We start from the raw sequence: 23,412 nt of genomic DNA on the forward strand, positions 1-23,412 counted from the left end.
GGGGCGGGCGGGGTGGGGGGGGTGTTGGGGTGTGGGGGGGGGTGGCCTTGGTCTTGTCCCCCCCGCCCGCGCGCGCGCCGGCGCGCCGCCCTGCAGCAGACCGCGCTCCCCGGCGATCACCCCGGCCTGGAAGCGGCTCCGGCCGCCGAGCCAGGCCATCAGCTCGGCGGTGATCCGGCGCGAGGTGCGCACCGAGACGCCGAGCTTGCGGGCCACCACCTCGTCGGTGTGACCCTGGGCGAGCAGGCTGAGCACCGCCATCGTCTGCGGGTTGAGGCCCTCGGCTCCCCTGGCCGGGGCCTTCCCGTACGGGGTGGCGTTCTCCCAGACGTACTCGAACAGCGCGCAGAGCGCGGAGACCAGTCCGGGACCGGACAGCACCAGGGCCCCCACGCTGGTGTCGTCCGGATCGGTGGGGACGACCGCCACCTCACGGTCGAAGATCACCAGACGCATCGGGAGCGCGGGCGCTATCCGGACCCGGGCGCCCATCCCGGTGAGCCACTCCAGGTGGGCGATGGTGCCGCCGTCGTTGGCCGCGCTCTCCAGGTAGACGCTGCGCATCTGCACGCCGCGCTCGAAGACCGCCTGGTCGGCGGCCTGGCTCGCGCTGCGGGCGGCCTGCGACTGCCCGCCGCCGGTCGCGAAGCCCATGATCTCGCTGGTGCAGGAGTGCGAGAGCTCCTCCAGCCGGAGCCGGATCTGGTCGACGCCGTCCAACTGCTCGACACCCAGGCCGCGTTCGCCCTTGCGGTGCTCGGCGTACTGGGCGACGAGCTTGGCGGCCTCCAGTCGGCTCTGCGCGATCTGACGTTGCCGCTCGGCGAGTTCGGCCTCCTGTCGGCCGATCAGCATCGCCAGGCTGACCTCCGGGTTCACCAGGAGGAGGTGTCCGGGCTCCAGTTCGGAGTGTCTGATCAGGGTGAGCCGGGCCAGCCCGTCCAGGGCGTCCCGGACCCGCTGTTCCGGCCACTCGAGATCCTGCGCGACCCCCGCGATCCCGAGCTCCGGCCGGGCCAGCACCGTCCGGTACACGGCCTCTGCATCGGGATCCAGTCCTAACACTGACAGCACCCTGCCCCCCGGATATTTCCAACCTGATGACGCCACGTCATTGCCGGATCTCGGGGGCATGCTACGACACCCTGCCCACAGCCACCTGCCGGTTCCGCCAGGCCTTTCCTGCGGGCTTCGAGCGGGTCTACCCACGAGAGGATTTGACATGTATATCACTGTCGGACGTCTGGTTCGGGGTATGGTCGGGTCGGAACAGGTCACGCCCGACAAACTCGTCGAACTGCTCCGGAAAGCCGCCCTTCCGGACGAGGGACTCGAGCACGTTTACGTCGAGATCGATCCGCTCGGCGCCGATCTGGTGTTCTTTCTCGGCCCCCGGAAATCCGGAGACCTGGATTCCGCTGCGTGCCGGATCGCCAGCCGTTGCCTGCGCGACGCGCCCGAACTGCGCGGATGGCGACTCGCGGCCGAATTCAGCGCCGACCGGCTCCCGTTGTTGGACGAGTGACGCCGGGGGAGGGTGCGCTGCAGGGTGCTGCCAGGGCAGGACCCTGACAGTGGCGAACCATGGCACGGAACTTGTGTGCGAGACAGACTTGGTCACGCCGAAGGGGGCCGGAACCCCTTCCGCGGGATTAGAGATCCGGGTTCGCCCAGCCATTCGCCGCGGGATTCGAACCCGGTGGAGCACTCATCCGTTTCCGCTGTTTCGCCGCCGCTGATTTCGCGGCCCGCGACGTCTTTGTCACCGGGGGTTCACCATGAGCAGCATCACCGTTTTCGCCGGCCGCGCCGCCGCCATCCTCGGCCTGCTGGCCGCCGGCATCACCCTCACCGCGCCGGCCGCCGGCGCCGCCACCACGGCCGCCCCGGCCGGCGCGCACGCCTCCGCCGTGCACGGCGACGACATCATCTGGGACTGACGTCCCGCCATTCGACGCGAAGGGGGACGGGCCGATGCCCATCATCAGAACACCGCAGGAGTTCAACGAGGACGAACTCTTCGTCGACCTGCGCGCGATGTTCGACTACCCGCTGTACCTCAAGTGCGAGGGCTTCAACTTCGCCGGCTCCGTCAAACTCAAAGCGGCCCTCAGCATGGTCGACGCCGCCGAGCGCGACGGACGGCTGAACCGCGACTCCGTCCTGGTGGAGTCCTCCTCCGGCAACCTGGGGATGGCGCTCAGCATGATCGCCTCCGTCCGGGGTTACCAGTTCATCTGCGTTGTCGACCCACGTACGAATCTGTCCACCCGTCAGCTCATCGAAACGCTCGGCGGCAAGGTTCACATGATCACCGAACCGTCGCCGGACACCGGGTTCCTGGGCGCCCGGCTGGACTACGTCCGCGAGCTGTGCGCCTCCTCACCGCGTTACGTGTGGCTCAACCAGCACGCCAACCCGGACAACTGGCGGGCGCACTACCGCACCACCGGTCCGGCGATCCACCGCCAGTTCCCGGACCTGGACGTGCTGTTCGTCGGCGCCGGCACCACCGGGACGCTGATGGGCTGCGCCCGCTACTTCAAGGAGCACCGGCCGGCCGCCCGGATCGTCGCGGTGGACAGCGTCGGCTCGGTCACCTTCGGCGGCGAGCCCGGGTCGCGGATGATCCCGGGCCTGGGCGCCGGCGTCCGGCCTGCCCTGCTGGACGAGACCTTCGTCGACGACGTGGTGCACGTGCCCGAGATCGACACCGTCCGCACCTGCCACCGGCTCGCCCGGGGCGGCTTCCTGTTCGGCGGCTCCACCGGGACGGTGGTCAGCGGTGCGGCGGCCTGGCTCGCGGAGCACCGCCGCGGCAAGGACGTCGTCGCCGTCGCCGTCTCGCCCGACCTGGGCGACCGCTACCTCGACACCATCTATCAGAGCGCCTGGGTGCGCGACATCTACGGCGCCGACGCACTGGATGCGGTCGAGCGCCTCACGCCGCCCAACGCCATTGCCACGGGGGTGAGATGACGATGCCTCAGACGGCGCGTCCGTTCGAAGCAGTGCATCCGGAAGAGCTACCGCTGTCCGCCGCCCAGCGCGAGATGTGGTTCGCCCAGCAGCTCGACCCGGGCAATCCGGTGTTCACCATGGCGGACGTCCTGGAGCTGACCGGCCCGCTGGACCACGAGCGGCTGCGGGCCGCCTGGCAGCGCGTGCTGGACCGCACCGAGTGCCTGCGGGTGCGCTTCGTCGAGCGCGACGGGCAGCCGGTGCAGCTGGTCGAGCCGCCGCGCGCGCGTCCCCTTCCGGTGCTCGACCTGACCGGCGAGCCGGACCCGCTCGCCGCCGCCGAAACGTTTCTGGAGACCCAGCAGCAGCTTCCGTCCTCCCTCGGCCCCGACGCCTTCGCCGCCACCCTGGTGCTGATCGGCACGGAACTGGCCTGGCTGCACATGAGGGCCAACCACATCCTCGTGGACGGCTTCAGCCGCGCCCTGGTCTACCGCCGGCTCGCCGCCGAGTACGACCTGCCCGGCGCCGAGCCGGCCGCCGACCCGACCCTCGCCGAACTGCTCGCCGAGGAGCGCGACTACCTCGCCTCCCCCGCCCACCAGCGCGACCGCGCCCACTGGGCCGAGCAGTTGGCCGACGGCATCGAGCCCACCGTGCTCTCCGGCCACCTCGGCGCGCCCGCCCGCACCACCCTGCGCAGCACCGGTCTGATCCCGGCCGACACCGTCACCAGGCTGCAGGACGCCGCCTGGACCGAGCGGGTCACCTGGCAGACCCTGCTGATCGGCGCCACCGCCGGCTGCCTCGCCGCTCTGGCCGGCACCGACCGGGTCGTACTGACCCTCCCGGTCGCCGCCCGGACCACCCCGCTGGCCCAGGCCGTCCCCGGCATGCGCGCCAACTTCCTGCCGCTGCCGGTCTCCGTCCACCCCGCGCTCGGTCGTGCCGGCCTGCTCACCCAGGTCGCCGCCACCCTGCGCGGCACGCTGCGCCACCAGCGCCACCGGCACGACGCGATCCGCCGCGACCTCGGTCTGACCGGCGACGCCGGCCGCACCTTCGGCCCGACCGTCAACGTGCTGCAGACCGGCGGCGAGTTCGCCCTCGGCGAGTGCCGCGCCCAGGTCCGCAACCTGTCCACCGGCCCCGTCCCGGACCTGCAGATCCTCTTCCTGGACAACGGCGAGGACGGCTGCGAGCTGCGGGTCGACGGCGACGCCGACCGCTACCCCCAGGAGCGCCTGGACCTCTTCCGCGACGCCCTGCTCGGCTACCTCGATGAATTCGCCACCGTCTCCACCGAACTGCCGGTCGGCCGGATCGCCGCCCTGCCGGCGGCCGAGCGCGAGCGCGTCCTGGCCGGGGGGAACGGCTACGGGCAGCAGCCGGACACCTTCACCGACGTCCTGCCCCGGATCCGCCAACTCGCACTGGCCCGTCCCGACGCGATCGCCGTCCAGGACGACGCCGGCCGGCTCGACTACGCCGAACTGGTCGCCCGGGCCAGCGCCCTCTCCCGCCGGCTGGTCGCCGCGGGCGCCGGGCCGGACCGGCTGGTGGCGATCGCCGCCGCCCCCGGCACCGGCTTCGTGACCGCCGTCCTCGGCGTGCTCGGCGCCGGCGCCGCCTGGCTGCCGCTGGACGTCCAGGCCCCGGCCGTCCGCGGCGCGGCGCTGGTCGAGGCCGCGGGCGCCGCCGTCCTGCTGCACGGCGAGGACCAGCGGCCGTACGTCGACACCCTGCTCGGCGCGCTGCCGCAGGACCGGTGCCCGGCCGTGCTCGGGCTCGACGACGCCCGCGACGAGGAGCTGCTGCCGACCACCGGGGGCCCGGCCGAGCTGGCGTACGTCATCTACACCTCGGGCTCCACCGGCCGCCCCAAGGGCGCCATGGTGCACCGCGACGGCATGGTCAACCACCTGCTCGCCAAGCACGCCGACCTGGAGCTGTCCGAGGCCGACACCGTGGTGCACAACGCCCCCGTCACCTTCGACATCTCGGTCTGGCAGATGCTCAGCCCGCTGGTCGCGGGCGGGCGGCTGCGGGTGGTCTCCCGCGAGCTCGCGGGAGACCCGGGCGCGCTGTTCGCGCTCGCCGACGCCGAGGGCGTCACCGTGCTGGAGGTCGTCCCCTCGCTGCTGCGCGCCGCGTTGGACTCCTGGGAGGCCGGCGCGCCGCTGCCCCGGCTGTCCGCGCTGCGCAGGCTGGTGGTCACCGGCGAGGCGATGCCCGCCGACCTGGCCCGCCGCTGGTTCGCGCTGCGCCCCGGCATCCCGCTGGTCAACGCCTTCGGGCCGACCGAGTGCTCGGACGACGTCACCCACGCCCTGATCGGCTCCCCGGCCGAGCTGGACTCGGTGCGCGCCCCGATCGGCCGCCCGGTCCGCGACACCAGGCTCTACGTCCTCGGCGACTCGCTGCAGCCCGTCCCGGCCGGCCAGCCCGGCGAGCTGTACGTGGGCGGGCGCGGCGTCGGCCGCGGCTACCTGAACGACCCGCGGCGCACCGCGGCCGCCTTCGTGGCCGACCCGTACGCCGAGGCGTCCGGCGCCCGGATGTACCGCACCGGCGACCGGGTGGTGCACCGGAGCGACGGGCAGCTGGAGTTCCTGGAGCGGGTCGACCACCAGGTCAAGATCCGCGGCCACCGGATCGAGCCCGGCGAGGTGGAGGCCGCGCTGCGCGCCGTCCCCGGCGTGGCCGACGCGGTGGTCACCGTCGCCCGGGACCCGTCCGGCGGGGCCCGGCTGGTCGCCCACCTGGCCGGCGGCGCCGACCCGGCCGCCGTCCGCGCCGAACTGGCCCGGACGCTGCCCGACTACATGGTGCCGGCGGTGCTGGTGCCGATGGCGGCGCTGCCGCTGACCCCCAACGGCAAGGTGGACCGCAAGGCCCTGCCGGCGCCGGACTTCGGCGCGCTGCGCCGCGAGCGACGGGCCCCGGCCACCGAGCGCGAGGCGCTGCTGTGCGCGCTGTTCGCCGAGGTGCTGGAGCTCGACGAGGTCGGCGCCGACGAGGACTTCTTCGCGCTCGGCGGGCACTCGCTGCTGGCCGGCCGGATCGTCACCGGGCTGCGCGCCCGGCTCGGGATCGAGCTGCCGATCCGCACCCTGTTCGAGGCGCCCACCCCGTTCGCCCTGGCGCTCGCCCTGGACGGCCTCGAGCCGGCCCGGGGGGAGCTGGTGGCCGGCCCGCGGCCGGAGCGCATACCGCTCTCCCCCGGGCAGCAACGGCTGTGGTTCCTCTCCCAGTTGGACGCCGCCGGCGCCACCTACCACCTCTCCCACGCGGTCCGGCTGACCGGCGCGCTGGACCGGGCGGCGCTCGCCGCGGCACTGGCCGACGTGGTGGCCCGGCACGAGAGCCTGCGCACCGTCTTCCCGGCCGAGGACGGACGCCCGCACCAGCGGGTGCTCCCGGCCGGCGAGGCCGGGCCGGAGCTGCCGGTCGTCCCGTTCACCGGCCGCCCGGCCGAGGAGCTGGACGCCGAGCTGGCCGCCCGGGCCGGCACGCCCTTCGACCTGGCCACCGAACCGCCGCTGCGCGCCGTGCTGTTCGAGACCGGTGTCGAGGAGCACGTACTGCTTCTGGTCCAGCACCACATCGCGGCCGACGGCTGGTCGGTGCGCCCGCTGGTCGACGGCCTGCAGGCCGCCTACCGTGCCCGGCTGGCCGGCGGCGCCCCCGAGTGGGCCGAACTGCCCGTCCAGTACGCCGACTACACGCTCTGGCAGCGCCGGTTGCTCGGCGAGCCGGACGATCCGAATTCACTGATGTCCCGTCAGCTTGACTACTGGGCCGAGCAGTTGGCCGGGCTGCCGGAGGAGCTGCCGCTGCCCGTCGACTTCCCGCGCCCGGCGGTGCCCAGCTACCGGGGCGCCACCGTGCCGCTGCGACTGGACGCCGAAACGCACCGCGCCCTGGCCGCGCTGGCCCGGGAATCCGGCGCCAGCCCGTTCATGGTGGTGCAGGCGGCGCTGGCCGTACTGCTCGGCAAGCTCGGCGCCGGTACGGACATCCCGCTCGGCACCCCGGTGGCGGGGCGCACCGCCCAGGCCCTGGACGGCCTGGTCGGCTTCTTCGTCAACACCCTGGTGCTGCGCACCGACCTGGGCGGCGACCCGACCTTCCGCACCCTGGTCGGCCGGGCCCGGGAGACCGTGCTGGCCGCCCTGGCCCACCAGGACGTGCCGTTCGAGAAGCTGGTCGACCGGCTCGGCACCGGCCGCTCGCTGGCCCGCCAGCCGCTCTTCCAGGTGATGCTGGCCTTCCAGAACAACGCCGGGGCCCGCCCCGAGCTGCCCGGCCTGACCGCCGAGGTCCGCCAGATCGGCACCGGGACGGCCAAGTTCGACCTGGCCTTCGAACTCGTCGAGCAGTACGACGGGTCGGGCCGGCCGGACGGCCTCACCGGCACCCTGGAGTACAGCACCGACCTGTTCACCGAGCGGACCGCGCGCGGCCTGGCGGACCGGCTGGCCCACCTGATCGGCCTGCTGACCGGCGAGCCCGACCGACCGCTCAGCGGACTGGACGCCCTGCTGCCCGAGGAGCGCGAGCTGCTGCTCGGCTCCTGGAGCGGGGCCGCCACCCCGACCACCGTCGGTGCGGTCCAGCTACCCGCGCTGTTCCAGGCGCAGGCGCACCGCGCGCCCGAGCGGCCCGCGCTGCGCTGGTTCGAGGGCGGCGCGGTACGGGCCGAGGTCGACTACGGCGAGCTGAACGAGCGCGCCAACCGGCTCGCCCACCACCTGATCGCCCTGGGCGCGGGCCCCGGACGGATCGTCGCCCTGGCGATGCCGCGCACGGTCGACGCGGTCGTCGCGGTGCTCGCGGTCCTCAAGACGGGCGCGGCCTACCTGCCCGTCGACCCGGCGTACCCGCGCGAGCGGATCGGCTACCTGCTGGCGGACTCCGCTCCGCTGGCGGTGCTCAGCCACGGCTCGGTGGCCGGACGACTGCCGGAGCCGGTGGCCGCCCCGGTGCTGCTGCTGGACGACCCGGCGATCGCCGCCGCGATCGCCGCCGCCCCCGCGCACGACCCGGACGACACCGAGCGGACCGCGCCGCTGGGGCCGGAGCACCCGGCGTACGTGATCTACACCTCCGGCTCCACCGGCCGTCCCAAGGGCGTGCTGGTGCCGCACCGGGCGGTCGCCGCGCTGGCCGCCGAGCACGACCGCTTCGGCGTCGGCGAGGGCACCCGGCTGCTGCAGTTCGCCTCGTTCAGCTTCGACGCCGCCGCCTGGGAGCTGCTCACCGCCCTGCTCACCGGCGCCGTCCTGGTGCTGGCCGCGGAGGCCGACCGGGCGCCCGGCGAGCCGCTGGCCGAGCTGGTCGCCACGGCCGGCATCGAGGTGGTCTGCCTGCCGCCGACGGTGCTCGCCGCCTGGCCGGTCGCGCTGCCGATGCCCGAGGGCCTGACCCTCATCACGGCCGGCGAGGCCTGCCCGCCCGAGCTGGTGGAGCGCTGGTCCGCGGGCCGGCGGATGCTCAACGCGTACGGCCCGACCGAGACCACGGTCTGCGCCACCGTCAGCGAGCCGCTGGCCGGAGCGGTCAAGCCGCCGATCGGCCGACCGCTGGCCGGCGCCCGGGTGTACGTGCTGGACGAGGCCCTGCGGCCGACCCCGCCCGGCGTGATCGGCGAACTGTACGTGGCCGGCGCCGGGGTGGCCCTCGGCTACCTGCACCGGCCGGAGCTCTCCGCCCAGCGCTTCACCGCCGACCCGTACGCCGACCGCTACGGCGCGCCGGACGACCGGATGTACCGCACCGGTGACCTGGTGCGCTGGACGGCCGACGGCCAGCTGGACTACGTGGGCCGGGCCGACGAGCAGGTCAAGCTGCGCGGCTTCCGGATCGAGCTCGGCGAGATCGAGACCGCGCTGCTCGCCCGGCCCGGCGTGGAGCAGGCCGCCGCGGTGGTCCGCGAGGACCGCCCCGGCGACAAGCGGCTGGTCGCCTACGTGACCCCGGCCGACCTGCCGGTCGGCGAGCTGCGGGCGGCGCTCGCGGCGGAGCTGCCCGACTACCTGGTGCCCTCCGCGTTCGTCCCGCTGGAGACCCTGCCGCTGACCGGCAACGGCAAGCTGGACCGCCGGGCGCTGCCCGCGCCCGACTACGCCGCCGCCTCCACCGGCCGGGCCCCGGCCGACGCCCGGGAGGCCGCGTTCTGCGCGGTCTTCGCCGAGGTGCTCGGACTGCCCGAGGTCGGCGCCGACGACGGCTTCTTCGACCTGGGCGGCGACAGCATCGTCTCCATCCAGCTGGTCAGCCGGGCCCGCGCGGCCGGGCTGGTGGTCACCGCGCAGGACGTCTTCACCCACCGGACCCCGGCGGCACTGGCCGTGGTGGCCCGCGACGGCGAGGGCGAGGGGGCGGTGACCACGGTCGGCACCGAGGACGGCGTCGGCCCGCTGGGGCAGCTGCCGATCGGGCACTGGCTGCGCGAACTCGGCGGGCCGGTGGACGGCTTCCACCAGGCCGTCCTGGTCCGCACCCCGGCGAACGCCACCCGGGAGTCACTGACCGCGGCCCTGCAGGCGCTGCTGGACCACCACGACGGCCTGCGGATGCGGCTGCTGCCGGACTGGTCGCTGCTGATCACCGAGCCCGGCACGGTGGACGCCGGCGAGCTGCTGCGGACCCTCGACGGCCCGGCCGCCGACTGGCCCGCCGAGGCGGTCGCCGCCCGGCAGCGGCTGGCGCCCGGCGCGGGCGTGATGGTCCAGGCGCGCTGGCACCCCGAGGTCGGCGAGCTGCTGCTCACCCTGCACCACCTGGTGGTGGACGGGGTGTCCTGGCGGGTGCTGCTGCCCGACCTGGCCCGGGCGCACGAAGCCGTCCTGGCGGGCGAGCCGGTCCGGCTGGAGCCGGTCGGCACCTCGCTGCGGCACTGGTCCGCGCTGCTGGAGCGGACCGCTGGCACGCCCGAGCTGCGCGCCCAACTCGACTGGTGGCGCGCCGAGTCGGCCAGTTCGCAGGCCCCGCTGGGCCACCGGGCCGCCGACCCGGCGGTGGACACCGTCGCCACCGCCCGCACCCTGCACCGCACCCTGGACACCGACACCACGGCGGCGCTGCTCACCGAGGTCACCGGGGCGTACCACGCCGAGGTGAACGACGTGCTGCTGACCGCCCTGGCGCTCGCCGTCGCGGACTGGCGGCGGCGCACCGGGCGGCCGCAGGGGCCGGTGCCGGTCGAGCTGGAGGGCCACGGGCGCGAGGAGTTCGCCCCCGGCGTGGACCTGTCCCGCACGGTCGGCTGGTTCACCACCGCCTACCCGCTGCGGCTGGACCCGGGCCCGGTGGACCTGGCGGAGGCGCTGTCCGGCGGGCCGGCCGCCGGACACAGCCTGAAGCTGGTCAAGGAGCACCTGCGGATGGTGCCGGGGCACGGACTCGGCTGGGGCCAACTGCGGTATTTGAACAAGCACGGCCTGGAGCGGGCCGAGGCACTGTCGGGTACGGCCCGGCCGCAGCTCGGCTTCAACTACCTGGGCCGGCTGCCCGCGCCCGGCACCGAGGACTGGGCGCTGACCGAGCAGTCCGCCGCGCTGGCCGCCGGGGCCGACCCGGAGATGCCGCTGCCGCACGTCCTGGACGTCAACGCGATGACCGAGGACGGCCCGGACGGACCGCGACTGAGCGCCCGCTGGACCTGGGCCGGCCAGGCCCTGGCGCAGGCCGACGCCGAGGACTTGGCCGAGGGCTGGTTCCGGGCCCTGCGGGCCCTGGTGCGGCACACCCGGGAACCCGGCGCCGGCGGCTGGACACCGTCCGACCTCGACCTGGTCGCACTCAGCCAGGACGAGATCGACGAATTCGAGGACGAGATGGACGACTGGGGGAACGAGCTGTGACCACGGCCTCGGCCGAGCCCCGCGCCGGGCGACGAACCGGGCGGCGGAGCTCCAATCTGAGCGACATCCTGCCGGTGGCACCGCTGCAGGAAGGACTGATGTTCCACGCGCAGTACCACCGCGAGGAACTCGACGTCTACACCGTGCAGTTGGTGATGGACCTGGCGGGCGAACTGGACCCGGCGCGGCTGCGCGCCGCGGTCACCACCCTGCTGGAGCGCCACCCCAACCTGCGGGCCGCCTTCCGCTACCGCAAGAACGGCGACCCGGTGCAGGTCGTGGCGCGCGAGGTCGCGCTCGACTGGCGGGAGCTGGACCTGCGGGACGCGTCCGCTGACACCGCCCCGCCCCGAGCCGAAGGGCGCGCCGGTGCCGACGGCGAGGAGCGACCAGCGACCGACGAAGGAGGGAGTGCCGGAGCGTGGGGGCACCTCCCGGCCGCCAGGCCGGGGGAGAGCGTCGGCGCCGGGTCCGAGCGCCCGGAGGCGAGCGGGCGAATCGCAGAAGAACTCGCCGAGCAGGACCGGCTGCGCCCGTTCGACCTGGCCCGCCCGCCGCTGATCCGCTTCAGCCTGCTGCGACTCGGCGAGCGCGAGCACCGGCTGGTGCTGACCGCCCACCAGATCCTGTTCGACGGCTGGTCGATGCCGATCGTGGTGCGTGAACTGTTCGCCTGCTACGCCGACGGCGGCGCCTCGCTGCCGCGCCCCGCCCCGTACAAGTCCTACCTGGCCCACCTGGCCCGGCAGGACAGGGCGGCCGCCGAGGCGGCCTGGACGGCCGCGCTGGACGGCTTCACCGAGCCCACCCGGCTGTCCGGTACGGCCACCGGCACCCCGTCCCCCCAGCGGGGCATGCCCGGCGAGCACGCCGTCGAGCTGGACGAGCGGGAGTTCGCCGCGCTCACCGGCTGGGCCCGCAGCCGCGGCCTGACCGTCAACACCGTGGTGCAGGGCGCCTGGGCGACCGTACTGGGCACCCTGACCGGGCTGCGCGACATCGTCTTCGGCGGCACCGTCTCGGGCCGCCCCCCGGAGCTGCCCGGGGTGGAGGGCATGGTCGGGCTGTTCATCAACACCCTGCCGGTGCGGGTCGACCTGGACCCGGCGCAGAGCTTCACCGAGCTGCTGTCCGCCCTGCAGGACCGCCAGTCCGTCCTGCTGCCGCACCAGCACCTCGGCCTCAACACCATCCAGCGCCTCGCCGGGGTCGGCGACCTCTTCGACAGCGTGCTGGTCTTCGAGAACTACCCGCTCGACCCCAAGGCGCTGGCCGGCGAGGTCGCCGGGCTGCGGCTGACCGGCCTGCGGGCCGGCGACGCCAACCACTACCCGCTCAGCCTGATGGCTCTGCCCGGCGAGCGGCTGCGCCTCCAGATCGGCTACGACACCGCCCGGTTCACCCCGGCCGAGGCCGCCGTCGTCGCCGAGCGGCTGCTGCACGTGCTGCGCACCGCCCAGGCCGAGCCGGACCGCCCGCTCGGGCGGCTGGACCTGCTGCTGCCCGGCGAGCGCACCCGGCTGGCCGTCCCCGCCCCGGAGCCGGCCGAGACCGACCCGTGGACGGACGTGGTGGCGAGGGTCCAGGAGTTCGCCCGGGCCACCCCGGCCGCGATCGCCGTCTCCGACGGCGCCGAGCGGCTGAGCTACCGCGAGCTGGCCGGCCGAGCCGGCGCCGTGTCCCGGGCGCTGCTCGAGGCGGGCGCCGAGACCGGACCGGTCGGCGTGCTGGCCCCGCCCGGCTGCGGCTTCGTCACCGCCGTCCTGGGCGTGCTCGGCGCGGGCGCGGCCTGGCTGCCGCTGGACGTCGCCGCGCCGGTCAGGCGCGGGGCCGTGCTGGCCGCCGAGGCGCACCTGAGCGCCCTGCTGGTCGGCCCCGGCGAGCGAGCCATGGCCGCCGAGCTGCTGGCCGAGGCCGGGCTGGACGTCCCGGTGCTGGAGCTCGACACGGACACCGCGGCGGAGCCGCCGGCCCCGCGCGGCGCCGGCGACGACCTGGCGTACGTCATCTTCACCTCGGGCTCCACCGGCCGTCCCAAGGGCGCCATGGTGCACCGGGCGGGCATGGTCAACCACCTGTTCGCCAAGATCGCCGACCTGGAGCTGGACGGGCACACCGTGCTGGTCCACAACGCCCCGGTCACCTTCGACATCTCGGTCTGGCAGATGCTCGCCGCGCTGGTCGTCGGCGGACGCCTGCGGGTCACCGGCCGCGAACTCGCCGCCGACCCGCAGGCCCTGTTCGGCCTGGTCGCCCCCGAGGGCGTCACCGTGCTGGAGGTCGTCCCCTCGCTGCTGCGGGCCGCCCTGGACAGCTGGGACGACGGCGCCGAGCCGCCCGCCCTGGACGGCCTGCGCAAACTGGTGGTCACCGGCGAGGCACTGCCCGCCGACCTGGCCCACCGCTGGTTCGCCCGCTACCCGGCGATCCCGCTGGTCAACGCGTACGGGCCGACCGAGTGCTCGGACGACGTGACGCACGCGGTGATCGGTTCCCCCGCGGAGCTGGACTCGGTGCGCGCCCCGATCGGCCGGGCGGTGCGCGGCACCGGACTGTACGTCCTGGACGACGCGCTGCGCCCGGTGCCGGACGGCGTGCCCGGCGAGCTGTACGTGGGCGGGCGCGGCGTCGGCCGCGGCTACCTGGACCAGCCCGGCCGCACCGCCGCGGTGTTCGTCGCCGACCCGTTCAGCCCGCTGCCGGGCGCGCGGATGTACCGCACCGGCGACCGGGTGATCCGGCGGCCGGACGGGCAGCTGGAGTTCCTGGAGCGGGTCGACCACCAAGTCAAGATCCGCGGCCACCGGATCGAGCCCGGCGAGGTCGAGGCCGCGCTGCGCTCGATCGAGCGGATCGGCGACGCCGTGGTGGTGGTCCGCCGCGGCGGGGCCGGCGACGCCCGGCTGGTCGGGTACGTGACCGGCCCGGTCGACCCGGCCTGGGGCCGGGCGGCGGCCGCCGCGATCCTGCCCGAGTACATGGTGCCCTCCGCCCTGGTGGTGCTGGACGCCCTGCCGCTGACCCCCAACGGCAAGGTGGACCGCAAGGCGCTGCCCGAGGTCGACCTCGCCGCCGCGACCGGCCGCGGCCCGCGCACCCCGCAGGAGGAGGTGCTGTGCGCCGCCTTCGCCGAGGTGCTGGACCTGCCCCGGGTCGGCATCGACGAGGACTTCTTCCAGCTCGGTGGCCACTCGCTGCTCGCCACCCGGCTGGTCAGCCGGGTGCGCACCCTGCTCGGCGCCGAACTGCCGCTGCGCACGGTCTTCGATGCACCCACGGTGGCCGCGCTGGCCGGGCGGCTCACCCAGGACGCCGTGCGCCCCGCGCTGACCGCCGGGGAGCGCCCGGAGCTGCTGCCGCTGTCCTACGCCCAGCAGCGGCTCTGGTTCCTGGACCGGCTGGAGGGCCCCTCCGCCACCTACAACCTGCCCTGGACGCTGCGGCTGCGCGGACCGCTGGACCGCGCGGCACTGGCCGCCGCGCTGACCGACGTGGTCGAGCGGCACGAGAGCCTGCGCACCGTCTTCCCGGACCGCGACGGTCTGCCGCACCAGCGGATCCTGTCCGTCCGGCAGGCCGCCGTCGAGCTGCCGGTGCGCGAGCTCGCCGAAGCCGAACTCACCTCGGCCGCCGAGGAGTTCGCCACCGCGAGCTTCGACCTGGCGAACCGGCCGCCGATCCGCGCCACGCTGCTCGCGGCCGGCCCCGAGGACCACCTGCTGGTCGTGGTGCTCCACCACATCGCCGGCGACGGCTGGTCCAACGGCGTGCTCGCCCGCGACCTCTCCACCGCGTACGCCGCCCGGCTGGCCGGGCGCGCGCCCGCCTGGTCGCCGCTGCCGGTGCAGTACGCCGACTACGCGCTCTGGCAGCGCGAACTGCTCGGCGAGGAGGGCGACCAGGAGTCCGTCATCGCCCGCCAGATCGCCTACTGGAAGGAGCGGTTGGCCGCACTGCCGGCGGAGCTGCAGCTGCCGGTGGAGAACGCCCGACGGGCGACCGCCGGCTACCGCGGCGACAGCGTCCGCTTCGCCGTCCCGGCCGAACTGCACCACCGGGCGGTGGCGCTGGCCCGGCAGAGCGGGGCGAGCCTGTTCATGGTCCTCCAGGCCGCGCTCGCCACCCTGTACGGCAAGCTCGGCGCGGGCGAGGACATCCCGCTCGGCACCCCGATCGCCGGCCGCACCGACGACGCCCTGGACGACCTGGTCGGGATGTTCGTCAACACCCTGGTGCTGCGCACCGACCTGTCCGGCGCGCCGACCTTCCGCGAGCTGCTGGAGCGGGTCAAGGCCACCGACCTGGCCGCCTACGCCCACCAGGACCTGCCGTTCGAGAAGCTGGTCGACGCCCTCGGCCCCGAGCGCGCCCCGGCCCGCAACCCGCTGTTCCAGACCCTGCTGGCCCTCCACAACAACGCCGCCGCCCGGCTGGAGCTGCCCGGCATCACCGCCGAGACGGGCGCGGCCGAGCTCGGCGTGGCCCGGCTCGACCTCTCCTTCGAACTCGCCGAAGTCTCCGGACCGGACGGCCCCGGCGGACTGGCGGGGCGGCTGGAGTACAGCACCGACCTGTTCAGCGCGGCCGGCGCCCGGCGACTGGCCGACCGACTGGTGCACCTGCTGGGCGTCCTGGTCGACCAGCCGGACCGGCCGATCAGCGCCGCCCCGGTGCTGCTGCCCGGTGAGCAGGAGGAACTGCTGGCCGCCGGGACCGGCGCCGCCGCCCTGGGCGACGGGCAACAGCTCGCCGCGCTGCTGGAGGGCACCGCGGACGCCCGCCCGGACGCGATCGCGCTCGAACACGCCGACCAGCGGCTCGACTTCGCCGAACTGCACCGTCGGGCCAACCGGCTCGCCCGCACCCTGGTCGCCCAGGGCGCGGCACCGGACCGGCTGGTCGCGATCGCGCTGCCGCGCTCGGTCGACCTGGTGGTGGCCGCGCTCGCGGTGATCAAGTCCGGTGCCGCCTACCTGCCGATCGACCCGTCCTACCCGGCCGACCGGATCGCCGGGATGGTCAAGGACGCCCAGCCGGTGCTGACCGTGACCGTCACCGGGGTGGCCACGGCCGTCCCCGGCCTGGACGACGGCCGGCTCCTGCTGCTGGACGACCCGGCCACCCGCGCGCTGGTCGACGGCCGGCCCGCGGACCACCTGCGCCCGGCCGAACTGGCCGCGCCGGTACGGCCCGAGCACGCCGGCTACGTCATCTACACCTCGGGCTCCACCGGCCGCCCCAAGGGCGTCGTGGTGCCGCGCGGGGCGCTGGTCAACCACCTGCTGGACCTCACCGAGCGGGTCGGCCTGGCCCCCGGGCGCACCCTGCTGGCCGTCACCACCTTCGGCTTCGACATCGCCAACCTGGAGCTGTTCGGCCCGCTGCTCAGCGCTGCCCGGCTGGTGCTCGCCCCGCACGACACCGTCCGCGACCCCGAGCTGCTGGCCGAACTGACCCTCGCCACCGGGGCGCACGTCATGCAGGCCACCCCGACGCTGTGGCACGCCCTGGTCACCGCGCGGCCCGACTCGCTGGCCGGGGTGCACGTGCTGACCGGCGGCGAGGCCCTCGGCCCGGCCCTGGCGGCGGCGCTGACCGGCGCCGCGGCGAAGGTCAGCAACCTGTACGGCCCGACCGAGACCACCATCTACTCGGTCGGCGCCGACCTGGCGCCCGACCACACCGGCACCCCGCCGATCGGCCGCCCGCTGGCCGGCAACCAGGCCCGGCTGCTGGATGCCGAGCTGCGCCCGGTGCCGCCGGGCGTCGTCGGCGAGCTCTACCTGGCCGGCGCCGGCCTCGCCCGGGGCTACCTGGACCGCCCGGGCCTGACCGCCGAGCGCTTCACCGCCGACCCGTACGGGCCGCCCGGCTCCCGGATGTACCGCACCGGGGACCTCGCCCGCTGGAAGCCGGACGGCTCGATCGACTACCTCGGCCGGACCGACCACCAGGTGAAGATCCGCGGCTTCCGGATCGAACTCGGCGAGATCGAGGCCGTGCTGACGGACCATCCGCTGGTCGAGCGGGCCTCGGTGACCGACCGGGAGGACTCCCCGGGCGAACGCCGGCTGGTCGCCTACCTGGTGCCCGCCGGCCCGCAGCGGCCCGAACCCGCCGCGCTGCGCGCCCACTTGGCGGCCGTACTGCCGGAGTACATGCTCCCGGCCGCCTACGTCCCGCTGGCGGCGCTGCCGCTCACCCCGAACGGCAAGGTGGACCGCAGGGCGCTGCCCGCGCCCGGGGCCGACGACCGGGCGGTGGCCCGCTCGGACGGCCGCGCGCCCAGCGGACCGGTGGAACTCGCGCTCGGCCGGGTGTTCGCGGAGGTGCTCGGCCTGGACCGGGTCGGCGCCGAGGACGGCTTCTTCGAGCTGGGCGGCGACAGCCTGAAGTCCATCCAGCTGGTCAGCCGGGCCCGCGCGGCCGGCCTGGAGCTCACCCCGGCCGACGTCTTCGCGCACCGCACGGTGGCCGGCCTGGCCCTGGTGGCCGGTGCCGTCGACGGCACCGCCGCGCCCGAGGACCCGTTCGCGCCCGTCCTGGCCATCCGGCCGACCGGCACCCGCCGTCCGGTGTTCTGCGTGCACGGCGCGGTCGGCCTCGGCTGGCCCTTCCTGACCCTCGCCGCGGAAATTGACGCGGACATTCCCGTGTACGCTTTCCAGGCGGGCGGGGTGCGCTCCCCGGAAAAGGCCCCGGAGTCCGTCCGGGAAATCGCCGGAAAATATCTCGGTGAAATGCTGGAAATCCAGCCGCAGGGCCCTTATCGTATTCTCGGCTGGTCGTTCGGAGGGCTCGTCGCCCACGAGATCGCGGTCCAGCTGCAGGCCCGCGGCGAACAGGTCGAACTGCTCGCCGACCTGGACGGCTACCCCGGCACCGGCTCGCCGGCCGAGGACGCACCGGACGACCGGGCCGTGCTGGCCGAACTGCTCGAGCGGGCCGGCCTCCCCGGCGACGGCCCGACCGATCTGGGCACCGCCCGCGAGCGCCTCGCCGAGGCCGGCAACGCGCTCGCGGAGCTGGACGAGACCGAGCTGGTCAGACTGCTCGGGGTGATCCGCACCCACAGCCTGCTCGGCGACGCCCACCGCCCCGGCCGCTACCAGGGCGACCTGCTCCTGTTCGCGGCCACCCGCGGCCTCGCCCCCGGCGACCCGGACGCGGAGTCCTGGCGGGAGCACGTGACCGGCCGGATCCTCCGGCACCCGGTCGACAGCGACCACGACTCGATGCTCGAACCGGCGCCGGCCGCATTCATCGGAAAGACCCTGTCGGCCGTCCTCGAATAATCGCCCCGGAACCACCGGCGGCCACTCCGGAAATTCCGGCCGCAGACCACTGCGCCCGAACCCGGACGATTTCCTGGAATTCCGAAAGGACCAAAACCATGAGCAACCCGTTCGACGACGAGCAGGGCACCTTCCTCGTCCTCGCCAACCACGAGAACCAGCACAGCCTCTGGCCCGCCTTCGCCGAGGTCCCGGCCGGCTGGCGGACCGTCAAGGGCGCCTGCACCCGGCAGGAGGCGCTCGACCACATCGAGCGCACCTGGACCGACCTGCGCCCGCAGAGCCTGATCGACGCCACCGCCTGAGCACCACCCAACCGACACACCTGAGGAGCACACCATGAGCGCTGTCGCCATCGACGAGACCAAGGTCCGCGAGATCGTCGCCGACTGCCTCGACCTCGAGATCGACGAGCTGACCCTGACCGACCACTTCATCGACCACTACGGCGCCGACTCGCTGAACGCCATCGAGGTCCTCGCCCGCCTGGAGAAGCAGTTCAACGTCACCATCCCGCAGGACGAGCTGGCCAACATGGTCAACCTGGCCGCCGTGCTGGAGGTCCTGTCCCGGGCGACCGCGCGATGAACGAGCCGCAGCGCGTGGTGGTGACCGGCATCGGCGTCCTGTCGAGCATCGGCAACGGGGTCGAGGAGTTCACCTCGGCCCTGCGCGAGGGCCGCTGCGGCGCCGGTCCGATCACCAGCTTCGACACCACCGGCTTCCTCCGGACCTCCGGCCACGAGGTGGCCGGCTTCGAACCGGAGCAGTGGATCCACCGCCTCCCGATCGAACAGCTCGGCCGCGCCACCCAGTTCACCGTCGCGGCGGCCCGGATGGCCGTCCAGGACGCCGGCCTCGACGAGCGGGAACTCGCCGGGCTGCGCGCCCAGATCACCGTCGGCACCACCGACGGCGAGGCCGGCGAACTCGACAGGATGATGGCCGAGTCGGTGGCGAAGGGGCCGGAGCACCCGGCGGACCAGCTGGTGGCCGGCCGGCTGCCCTCCCACCAGCTGGCCCTGGCGGTCGCCCGGGAGCTGCGGCTCCCCCGGGCCGTCCCGGCCGTCCTCGGCACCGCCTGCGCGGCCGGCAACTACGCGATCGGCGACGGCTTCGACGCCGTGCGCGGCGGCGAGGCGGACATCGCCATCGTCGGCGGCGCGGACGCGATCTGCCGCCGCACCTTCGCCGGATTCAGCCGGCTCGGCCTGGTCTCCTCGGACTACTGCCGTCCGTTCGACGCCGACCGCGAGGGGCTGCTCACGGCCGAGGGTGCGGGGGTGCTCGTCCTGGAGACGCTCGAGTCCGCCCGGCGCCGCGGCGCCCGGATCTACGCCGAACTGCTCGGCTACGGGCTCAACTGCGACGCCCACCACCCCACCGCACCCGACCAGGCGAGCGTCGCCCGCTGCATGGAGCTGGCGCTCGCCGACGCCGGGGTCAAGGCGGCCGAGGTGGACCTGGTCTCCGCCCACGGCACCGGCACCCCCACCAACGACATCACCGAGACCCGCGCGATCCGCGAGGTCTTCGGCGACACCCCGCCGCGCACCGTCGCCCTCAAGGCGATGCTCGGCCACTCGATGGGCGCGGCGAGCGCGCTCGGCGCGGCCGCCTCGGCGATCGCGCTGGCCCACGGGTTCGTCCCGCCCACCGTCAACCACCGCACCACCGACCCCCAGTGCCAGATCGACTGCGTGCCCAACCACTCCGTCCCCGCGGACCTCCGGGTGGTGGTCAACAACGGACTGGCCTTCGGCGGCAACAACGCCTCCGTCGTCCTGGGGCGCCACGAGGAGGAGCCCAGCCGATGAGCTCTAGCACCATCCACCGGGACCGGCCGCTGATCACCGCGTGGTCCGCCGTCTCCCCGTTCGGCCTCGGCCGCGACGCGTTCGCGGCCGGGGTGGGCCGGGGGCAACCGGCCCACGAGGTCCCCGACTTCGACGTCCGCAAGGTGCTCGGCAAGGCCGGCACCCGCACCTACGACCGGGCCACCGGCCTGGCCGTCACCACCGTCCGCGAACTGCTCGCCGAGGCCGAGGCCGCGCGGAGCCCGATCGCCACCGGCGGCGGCACCGCACTCGTCCTCGGCACCACCCTCGGCAGCGCCGACAGCTGCGCCGGGTTCAGCCGGGCCTCCTTCGAGGGCGACAAGCCCTACGACGTACCGGCCCAGCTGATGCCCAACGTGCTGATGAACGGACCGGCCGCGGCCACCGCCATCCGCTTCGACCTCAAGGGCCCCAACACCACCGTGGCCGGCGGCGCCGCGGGCGGCCTGCTCGCCCTCGGCTACGCCCGCCGCCTGCTGGCGGCCGGCCGCGCCGAACGCGCCGTGGTCGGCGCGGTGGAGGAGCAGTCCCCCACCCGCGAGTGGCTGGCCGGCGACACCGACCGGACCATCGGCGAGGGCGGCGTCGTCCTGCTGGTGGAGACCGCCAGGACGCTGCCGCCCGGCCGCCGGGTGCTGGCCGAACTGCTCGCCCTGGACGTCCGGCTGGACATCGACGACGACCCCGCGCAGGCCCTCGCCGACACCGTCCGCGAGGCCCTCGACCAGGCCGGCGCGACCCCCGAGGAGGTCTGGGCCGCGGCCGTCACCGGGCAGCCGGCCGGGGAACAGCTCGCCGCGCTGGTCGGCACCGAGGCCGTCGGCCGGGTCCCCGCCCTGCTCGGCGACACCGGCTCCGCCGCCACCGTCTTCTCGCTCACCACCGTGCTGTCCCTGGCCGAGCACGACCCCACGGCCGCCGGCCGCGTCGCCGTGATCGCCTCGCTGGACCACCAGGGCCTGGCCGCCTGCGCCGTCCTGCGCCTCACCGGCGGTGACCGATGAGCGGCGTCGCCCTGATCAGCGGCGGCTCCCGCGGCATCGGCAGGGCGGCCGCCCTGCGCCTGGCCGGCGAGGGCCACGCGATCAGCTTCTGCTACCAGTCCGACCGGCAGGCCGCCGACCTCCTCGCCAAGGAGCTCACCGAACTCGGCGTCGCGACCCTGGCCGAACGGGTGGACGTCACCGACGCCGGCGCCGTCCGCGCCTGGGTCACCCGCACCGAACAGGACCTCGGCCCGATCACCGTCGCCGTCGCCAGCGCCGGGATCACCCGCGACAAACCGCTCCTGCTGATGGCCGACGAGGACTGGCAGGCCGTCACCGACACCAATCTCACCGGCACCGCCAACCTCTGCCGCGCGGTGGCCTTCCCGATGGTCAAGCGCCGCGCCGGCTCGATCATCACGCTCTCCTCGGTCTCCGGCGTCTACGGGAACCCCGGCCAGAGCAACTACGCGGCCTCCAAGGCCGGCATCATCGCGCTCACCCGTGCGCTGGCCAAGGAGGTCGGCCGCTACGGGGTCCGGGTCAACGCGGTGGCCCCCGGCATGATCGAGACCGACATGACCTCGGTGCTCACCGACGCCCAACGCACGGACGCCCTCAAGCACATCCCGCTCGGCCGCTTCGGCACGGCGGACGAGGTGGCCGACTCGGTCGCCTTCCTGGCGGGCCCCCGGTCCGCCTACCTCACCGGCTCGGTCCTGCAGATCGACGGCGGAATCGTCCTGTGACCAGACGCACCGTCAACCACAACCAGGAGACACGACCATGACCGTTCCCGCCGTGCGCACCTTCGACAACCACACCCCGCTGGTCGACACCGAGCTGCTCCCCGGCCGCGGCACCGGCGTCAACGCCGCCCACCGGATGTACGAGCACCTCATCGGCATCTGGGCCACCGGCGTCATCGAGGCCGCCCACGACCTCGGCGCCTTCACCGCCCTGATCAGCGGCCCGGCCACCGCCGGCGAGCTCTCCACCCGGCTCGGCACCGACCTGCGCGCCACCCGCGTCCTGCTCGACGGCCTGGCCGCCTACGACGTGGTCGAGCGCAGCCGCGCGGCGGACGGTCAGGCCGTCTACACCCTGCCACCGGAGATGCACGACATCTTCGCCCCCGAGGGCCTGTACAGCCTGGTCGGCAAGATCCGGCACGACCGCAACGTCGCCTGGAACGCCTGGCGCAACCTCGCCACCAACGTCCGCACCGGCGCCCGCAACGCCGAGGGCTCCCAGCAGCTCAACCAGATCTCCGAGGAGGACTACACCTCCCTCGTCCGCGGCATCAACTTCTGGGCCCCGCCGATCGCCGCCACCCTCGCCACCGCCCTGCGCGAGCAGGGCTGGACCGACGGCACCGGCCGCACCCTGCTCGACGTCGGCTGCGGCACCGGCATCTACAGCCAGCTCCTGCTGCAGGAGTTCAGCGGCCTCAACGCCCGCGCCCTGGACGCCGAGCGGATCATCCCGATCGCCAACGCCCAGGCCCACCGCCTCGGCGTCGCCGACCGCTTCAACCCCGAGGTGGTGGACTTCTGGGCCGACGACTGGGGCACCGGCGTCGACGTCGCCCTCTTCGTCAACATCTTCCACCTGCAGACCCCGGAATCCGCCCGCGAGCTCCTGCTCCGCTCCGCCAAGGCCCTCACCGAGGACGGCGTGATCGCCATCGCCGACCACATCGTCGACGAGGACAGCGCCGACGGCAACACCCAGAACCGCTTCTTCCGCCTCTTCGCCGCCTCCATGCTCGCCACCGGCGGCGGCGACGCCTTCACCGTCCACGACTACGACCACTGGCTCGCCGACGCCGGCCTGCGCCGCGTCGCCCTGCTCGACACCCCCATGCACCGCCTCCTGCTGGTCAAGCACGCCTGACCCCCACCCCCTCGACGGCCCCGACGCCCCGCGTCGGGGCCGTCGGGGTTTCCCACACCCGGAGGCCCTGATGCCCGACCGAACCCCCCTCTTCCGCACCGACCGCACCGACCTCACCCCCGAGGAGATCGCCACCCTCACCGTCCTGCTCCACCACCACAGAACCCGGGCCGCCACCGCGGCCAGACCCCGACCCACCCGCCGCACCGTCCGCTGGCACGACGTCTCCCTCCGCCCGCCGACCCCCACCACCTCCTGGCAGATCGTCGCCTGACCCCCCTACGACGGCCCCGACCCCCACGTCGGGGCCGTCGCCCTTCCCATCCCCACCCCTCATGGGCGCGCCCCCACCCTCCCGTGGGCGCGCAGGCAACGCCCCGCGCGCCCACGACGAGCCCTCCACCCCCTCATGGGCGCACCCCCACCCCCTCGTGGGCACACAGGCAACGCCTCGCGCGCCCACCCACCTCCCCCCTCCCCCCACCACCCGACCAGGCGAGAGGGACGCGCTGCGGGAGGGGCGGTGGAGGGGGTGGCCCGGAGAGGGGCGTTGCGGGTGATTTTCAGA

Annotated in this window: 13 protein-coding genes; 12 read left to right on the plus strand and 1 reads right to left on the minus strand. The window is 74.6% G+C overall.

Features of this window, described 5'->3' with window-relative positions; all coding sequences use genetic code 11:
* A partial coding sequence (locus tag ACWCYO_RS35085) for a hypothetical protein (RefSeq protein WP_449786492.1) occupies positions 1–1,035 on the minus strand: 1,035 nt, incomplete at its 3' end.
* Between the two features lie 187 nt (positions 1,036–1,222).
* On the opposite strand from ACWCYO_RS35085, the gene ACWCYO_RS35090 reads away from it, so the two are divergent.
* The 12 genes from ACWCYO_RS35090 to ACWCYO_RS35145 all read left to right on the plus strand — a co-directional run bounded on the left by ACWCYO_RS35090 (position 1,223) and on the right by ACWCYO_RS35145 (position 23,118).
* Positions 1,223–1,525: a hypothetical protein gene (locus ACWCYO_RS35090; protein WP_270145330.1), complete on the plus strand. Its 303-nt coding sequence runs from the start codon at positions 1,223–1,225 to the stop codon at positions 1,523–1,525.
* A 253-nt stretch (positions 1,526–1,778) separates the two neighbouring features.
* Positions 1,779–1,940, plus strand: coding sequence for a hypothetical protein (locus ACWCYO_RS35095; protein ID WP_270145333.1), 162 nt, complete (start codon positions 1,779–1,781; stop codon positions 1,938–1,940).
* Positions 1,941–1,974: 34 nt separating this feature from the next.
* A complete protein-coding gene (sbnA, locus tag ACWCYO_RS35100) occupies positions 1,975–2,979 on the plus strand; it encodes a 2,3-diaminopropionate biosynthesis protein SbnA (protein ID WP_270145334.1) in 1,005 nt (334 codons plus the stop codon).
* A 32-nt stretch (positions 2,980–3,011) separates the two neighbouring features.
* A complete protein-coding gene (locus ACWCYO_RS35105) occupies positions 3,012–10,829 on the plus strand; it encodes an amino acid adenylation domain-containing protein (protein ID WP_449786493.1) in 7,818 nt (2,605 codons plus the stop codon).
* 74 nt (positions 10,830–10,903) lie between these two features.
* Positions 10,904–18,124 carry an amino acid adenylation domain-containing protein gene (locus tag ACWCYO_RS35110; RefSeq protein ID WP_449786496.1) on the plus strand — a complete coding sequence of 2,407 codons (7,221 nt, stop codon included), beginning with the start codon at positions 10,904–10,906 and terminating at the stop codon, positions 18,122–18,124.
* Between the two features lie 98 nt (positions 18,125–18,222).
* Positions 18,223–18,429 carry an MbtH family protein gene (locus ACWCYO_RS35115; protein ID WP_270145337.1) on the plus strand — a complete coding sequence of 69 codons (207 nt, stop codon included), beginning with the start codon at positions 18,223–18,225 and terminating at the stop codon, positions 18,427–18,429.
* Between the two features lie 34 nt (positions 18,430–18,463).
* The gene (locus ACWCYO_RS35120) at positions 18,464–18,712 is read left to right on the plus strand and encodes an acyl carrier protein (RefSeq protein WP_270145339.1); all 249 of its coding nucleotides are present in this window, start codon (positions 18,464–18,466) and stop codon (positions 18,710–18,712) included.
* Positions 18,709–19,941, plus strand: coding sequence for a beta-ketoacyl-[acyl-carrier-protein] synthase family protein (locus ACWCYO_RS35125; protein ID WP_270145341.1), 1,233 nt, complete (start codon positions 18,709–18,711; stop codon positions 19,939–19,941). The genes ACWCYO_RS35120 and ACWCYO_RS35125 overlap by 4 nt, the downstream gene beginning before the upstream one ends.
* Positions 19,938–20,966 (plus strand): beta-ketoacyl synthase N-terminal-like domain-containing protein, encoded by a 1,029-nt coding sequence (locus ACWCYO_RS35130; RefSeq protein ID WP_270145343.1) that lies wholly within the window; start codon positions 19,938–19,940, stop codon positions 20,964–20,966. The genes ACWCYO_RS35125 and ACWCYO_RS35130 overlap by 4 nt, the downstream gene beginning before the upstream one ends.
* Complete coding sequence (gene fabG / locus ACWCYO_RS35135; protein WP_449786494.1) at positions 20,963–21,697, plus strand: 3-oxoacyl-ACP reductase FabG; 735 nt, start codon at positions 20,963–20,965, stop codon at positions 21,695–21,697. Before ACWCYO_RS35130 ends, fabG begins: the two co-directional genes overlap by 4 nt.
* Positions 21,698–21,734: 37 nt before the next feature.
* Positions 21,735–22,844 (plus strand): class I SAM-dependent methyltransferase, encoded by a 1,110-nt coding sequence (locus tag ACWCYO_RS35140; RefSeq protein WP_270145347.1) that lies wholly within the window; start codon positions 21,735–21,737, stop codon positions 22,842–22,844.
* Between the two features lie 70 nt (positions 22,845–22,914).
* Positions 22,915–23,118: an acyl-CoA carboxylase epsilon subunit gene (locus ACWCYO_RS35145; RefSeq protein WP_449786495.1), complete on the plus strand. Its 204-nt coding sequence runs from the start codon at positions 22,915–22,917 to the stop codon at positions 23,116–23,118.
* The last annotated feature ends 294 nt before the right edge of the window (positions 23,119–23,412 follow it).

The sequence above is a fragment of the Kitasatospora sp. NPDC001683 genome, from assembly GCF_053596495.1.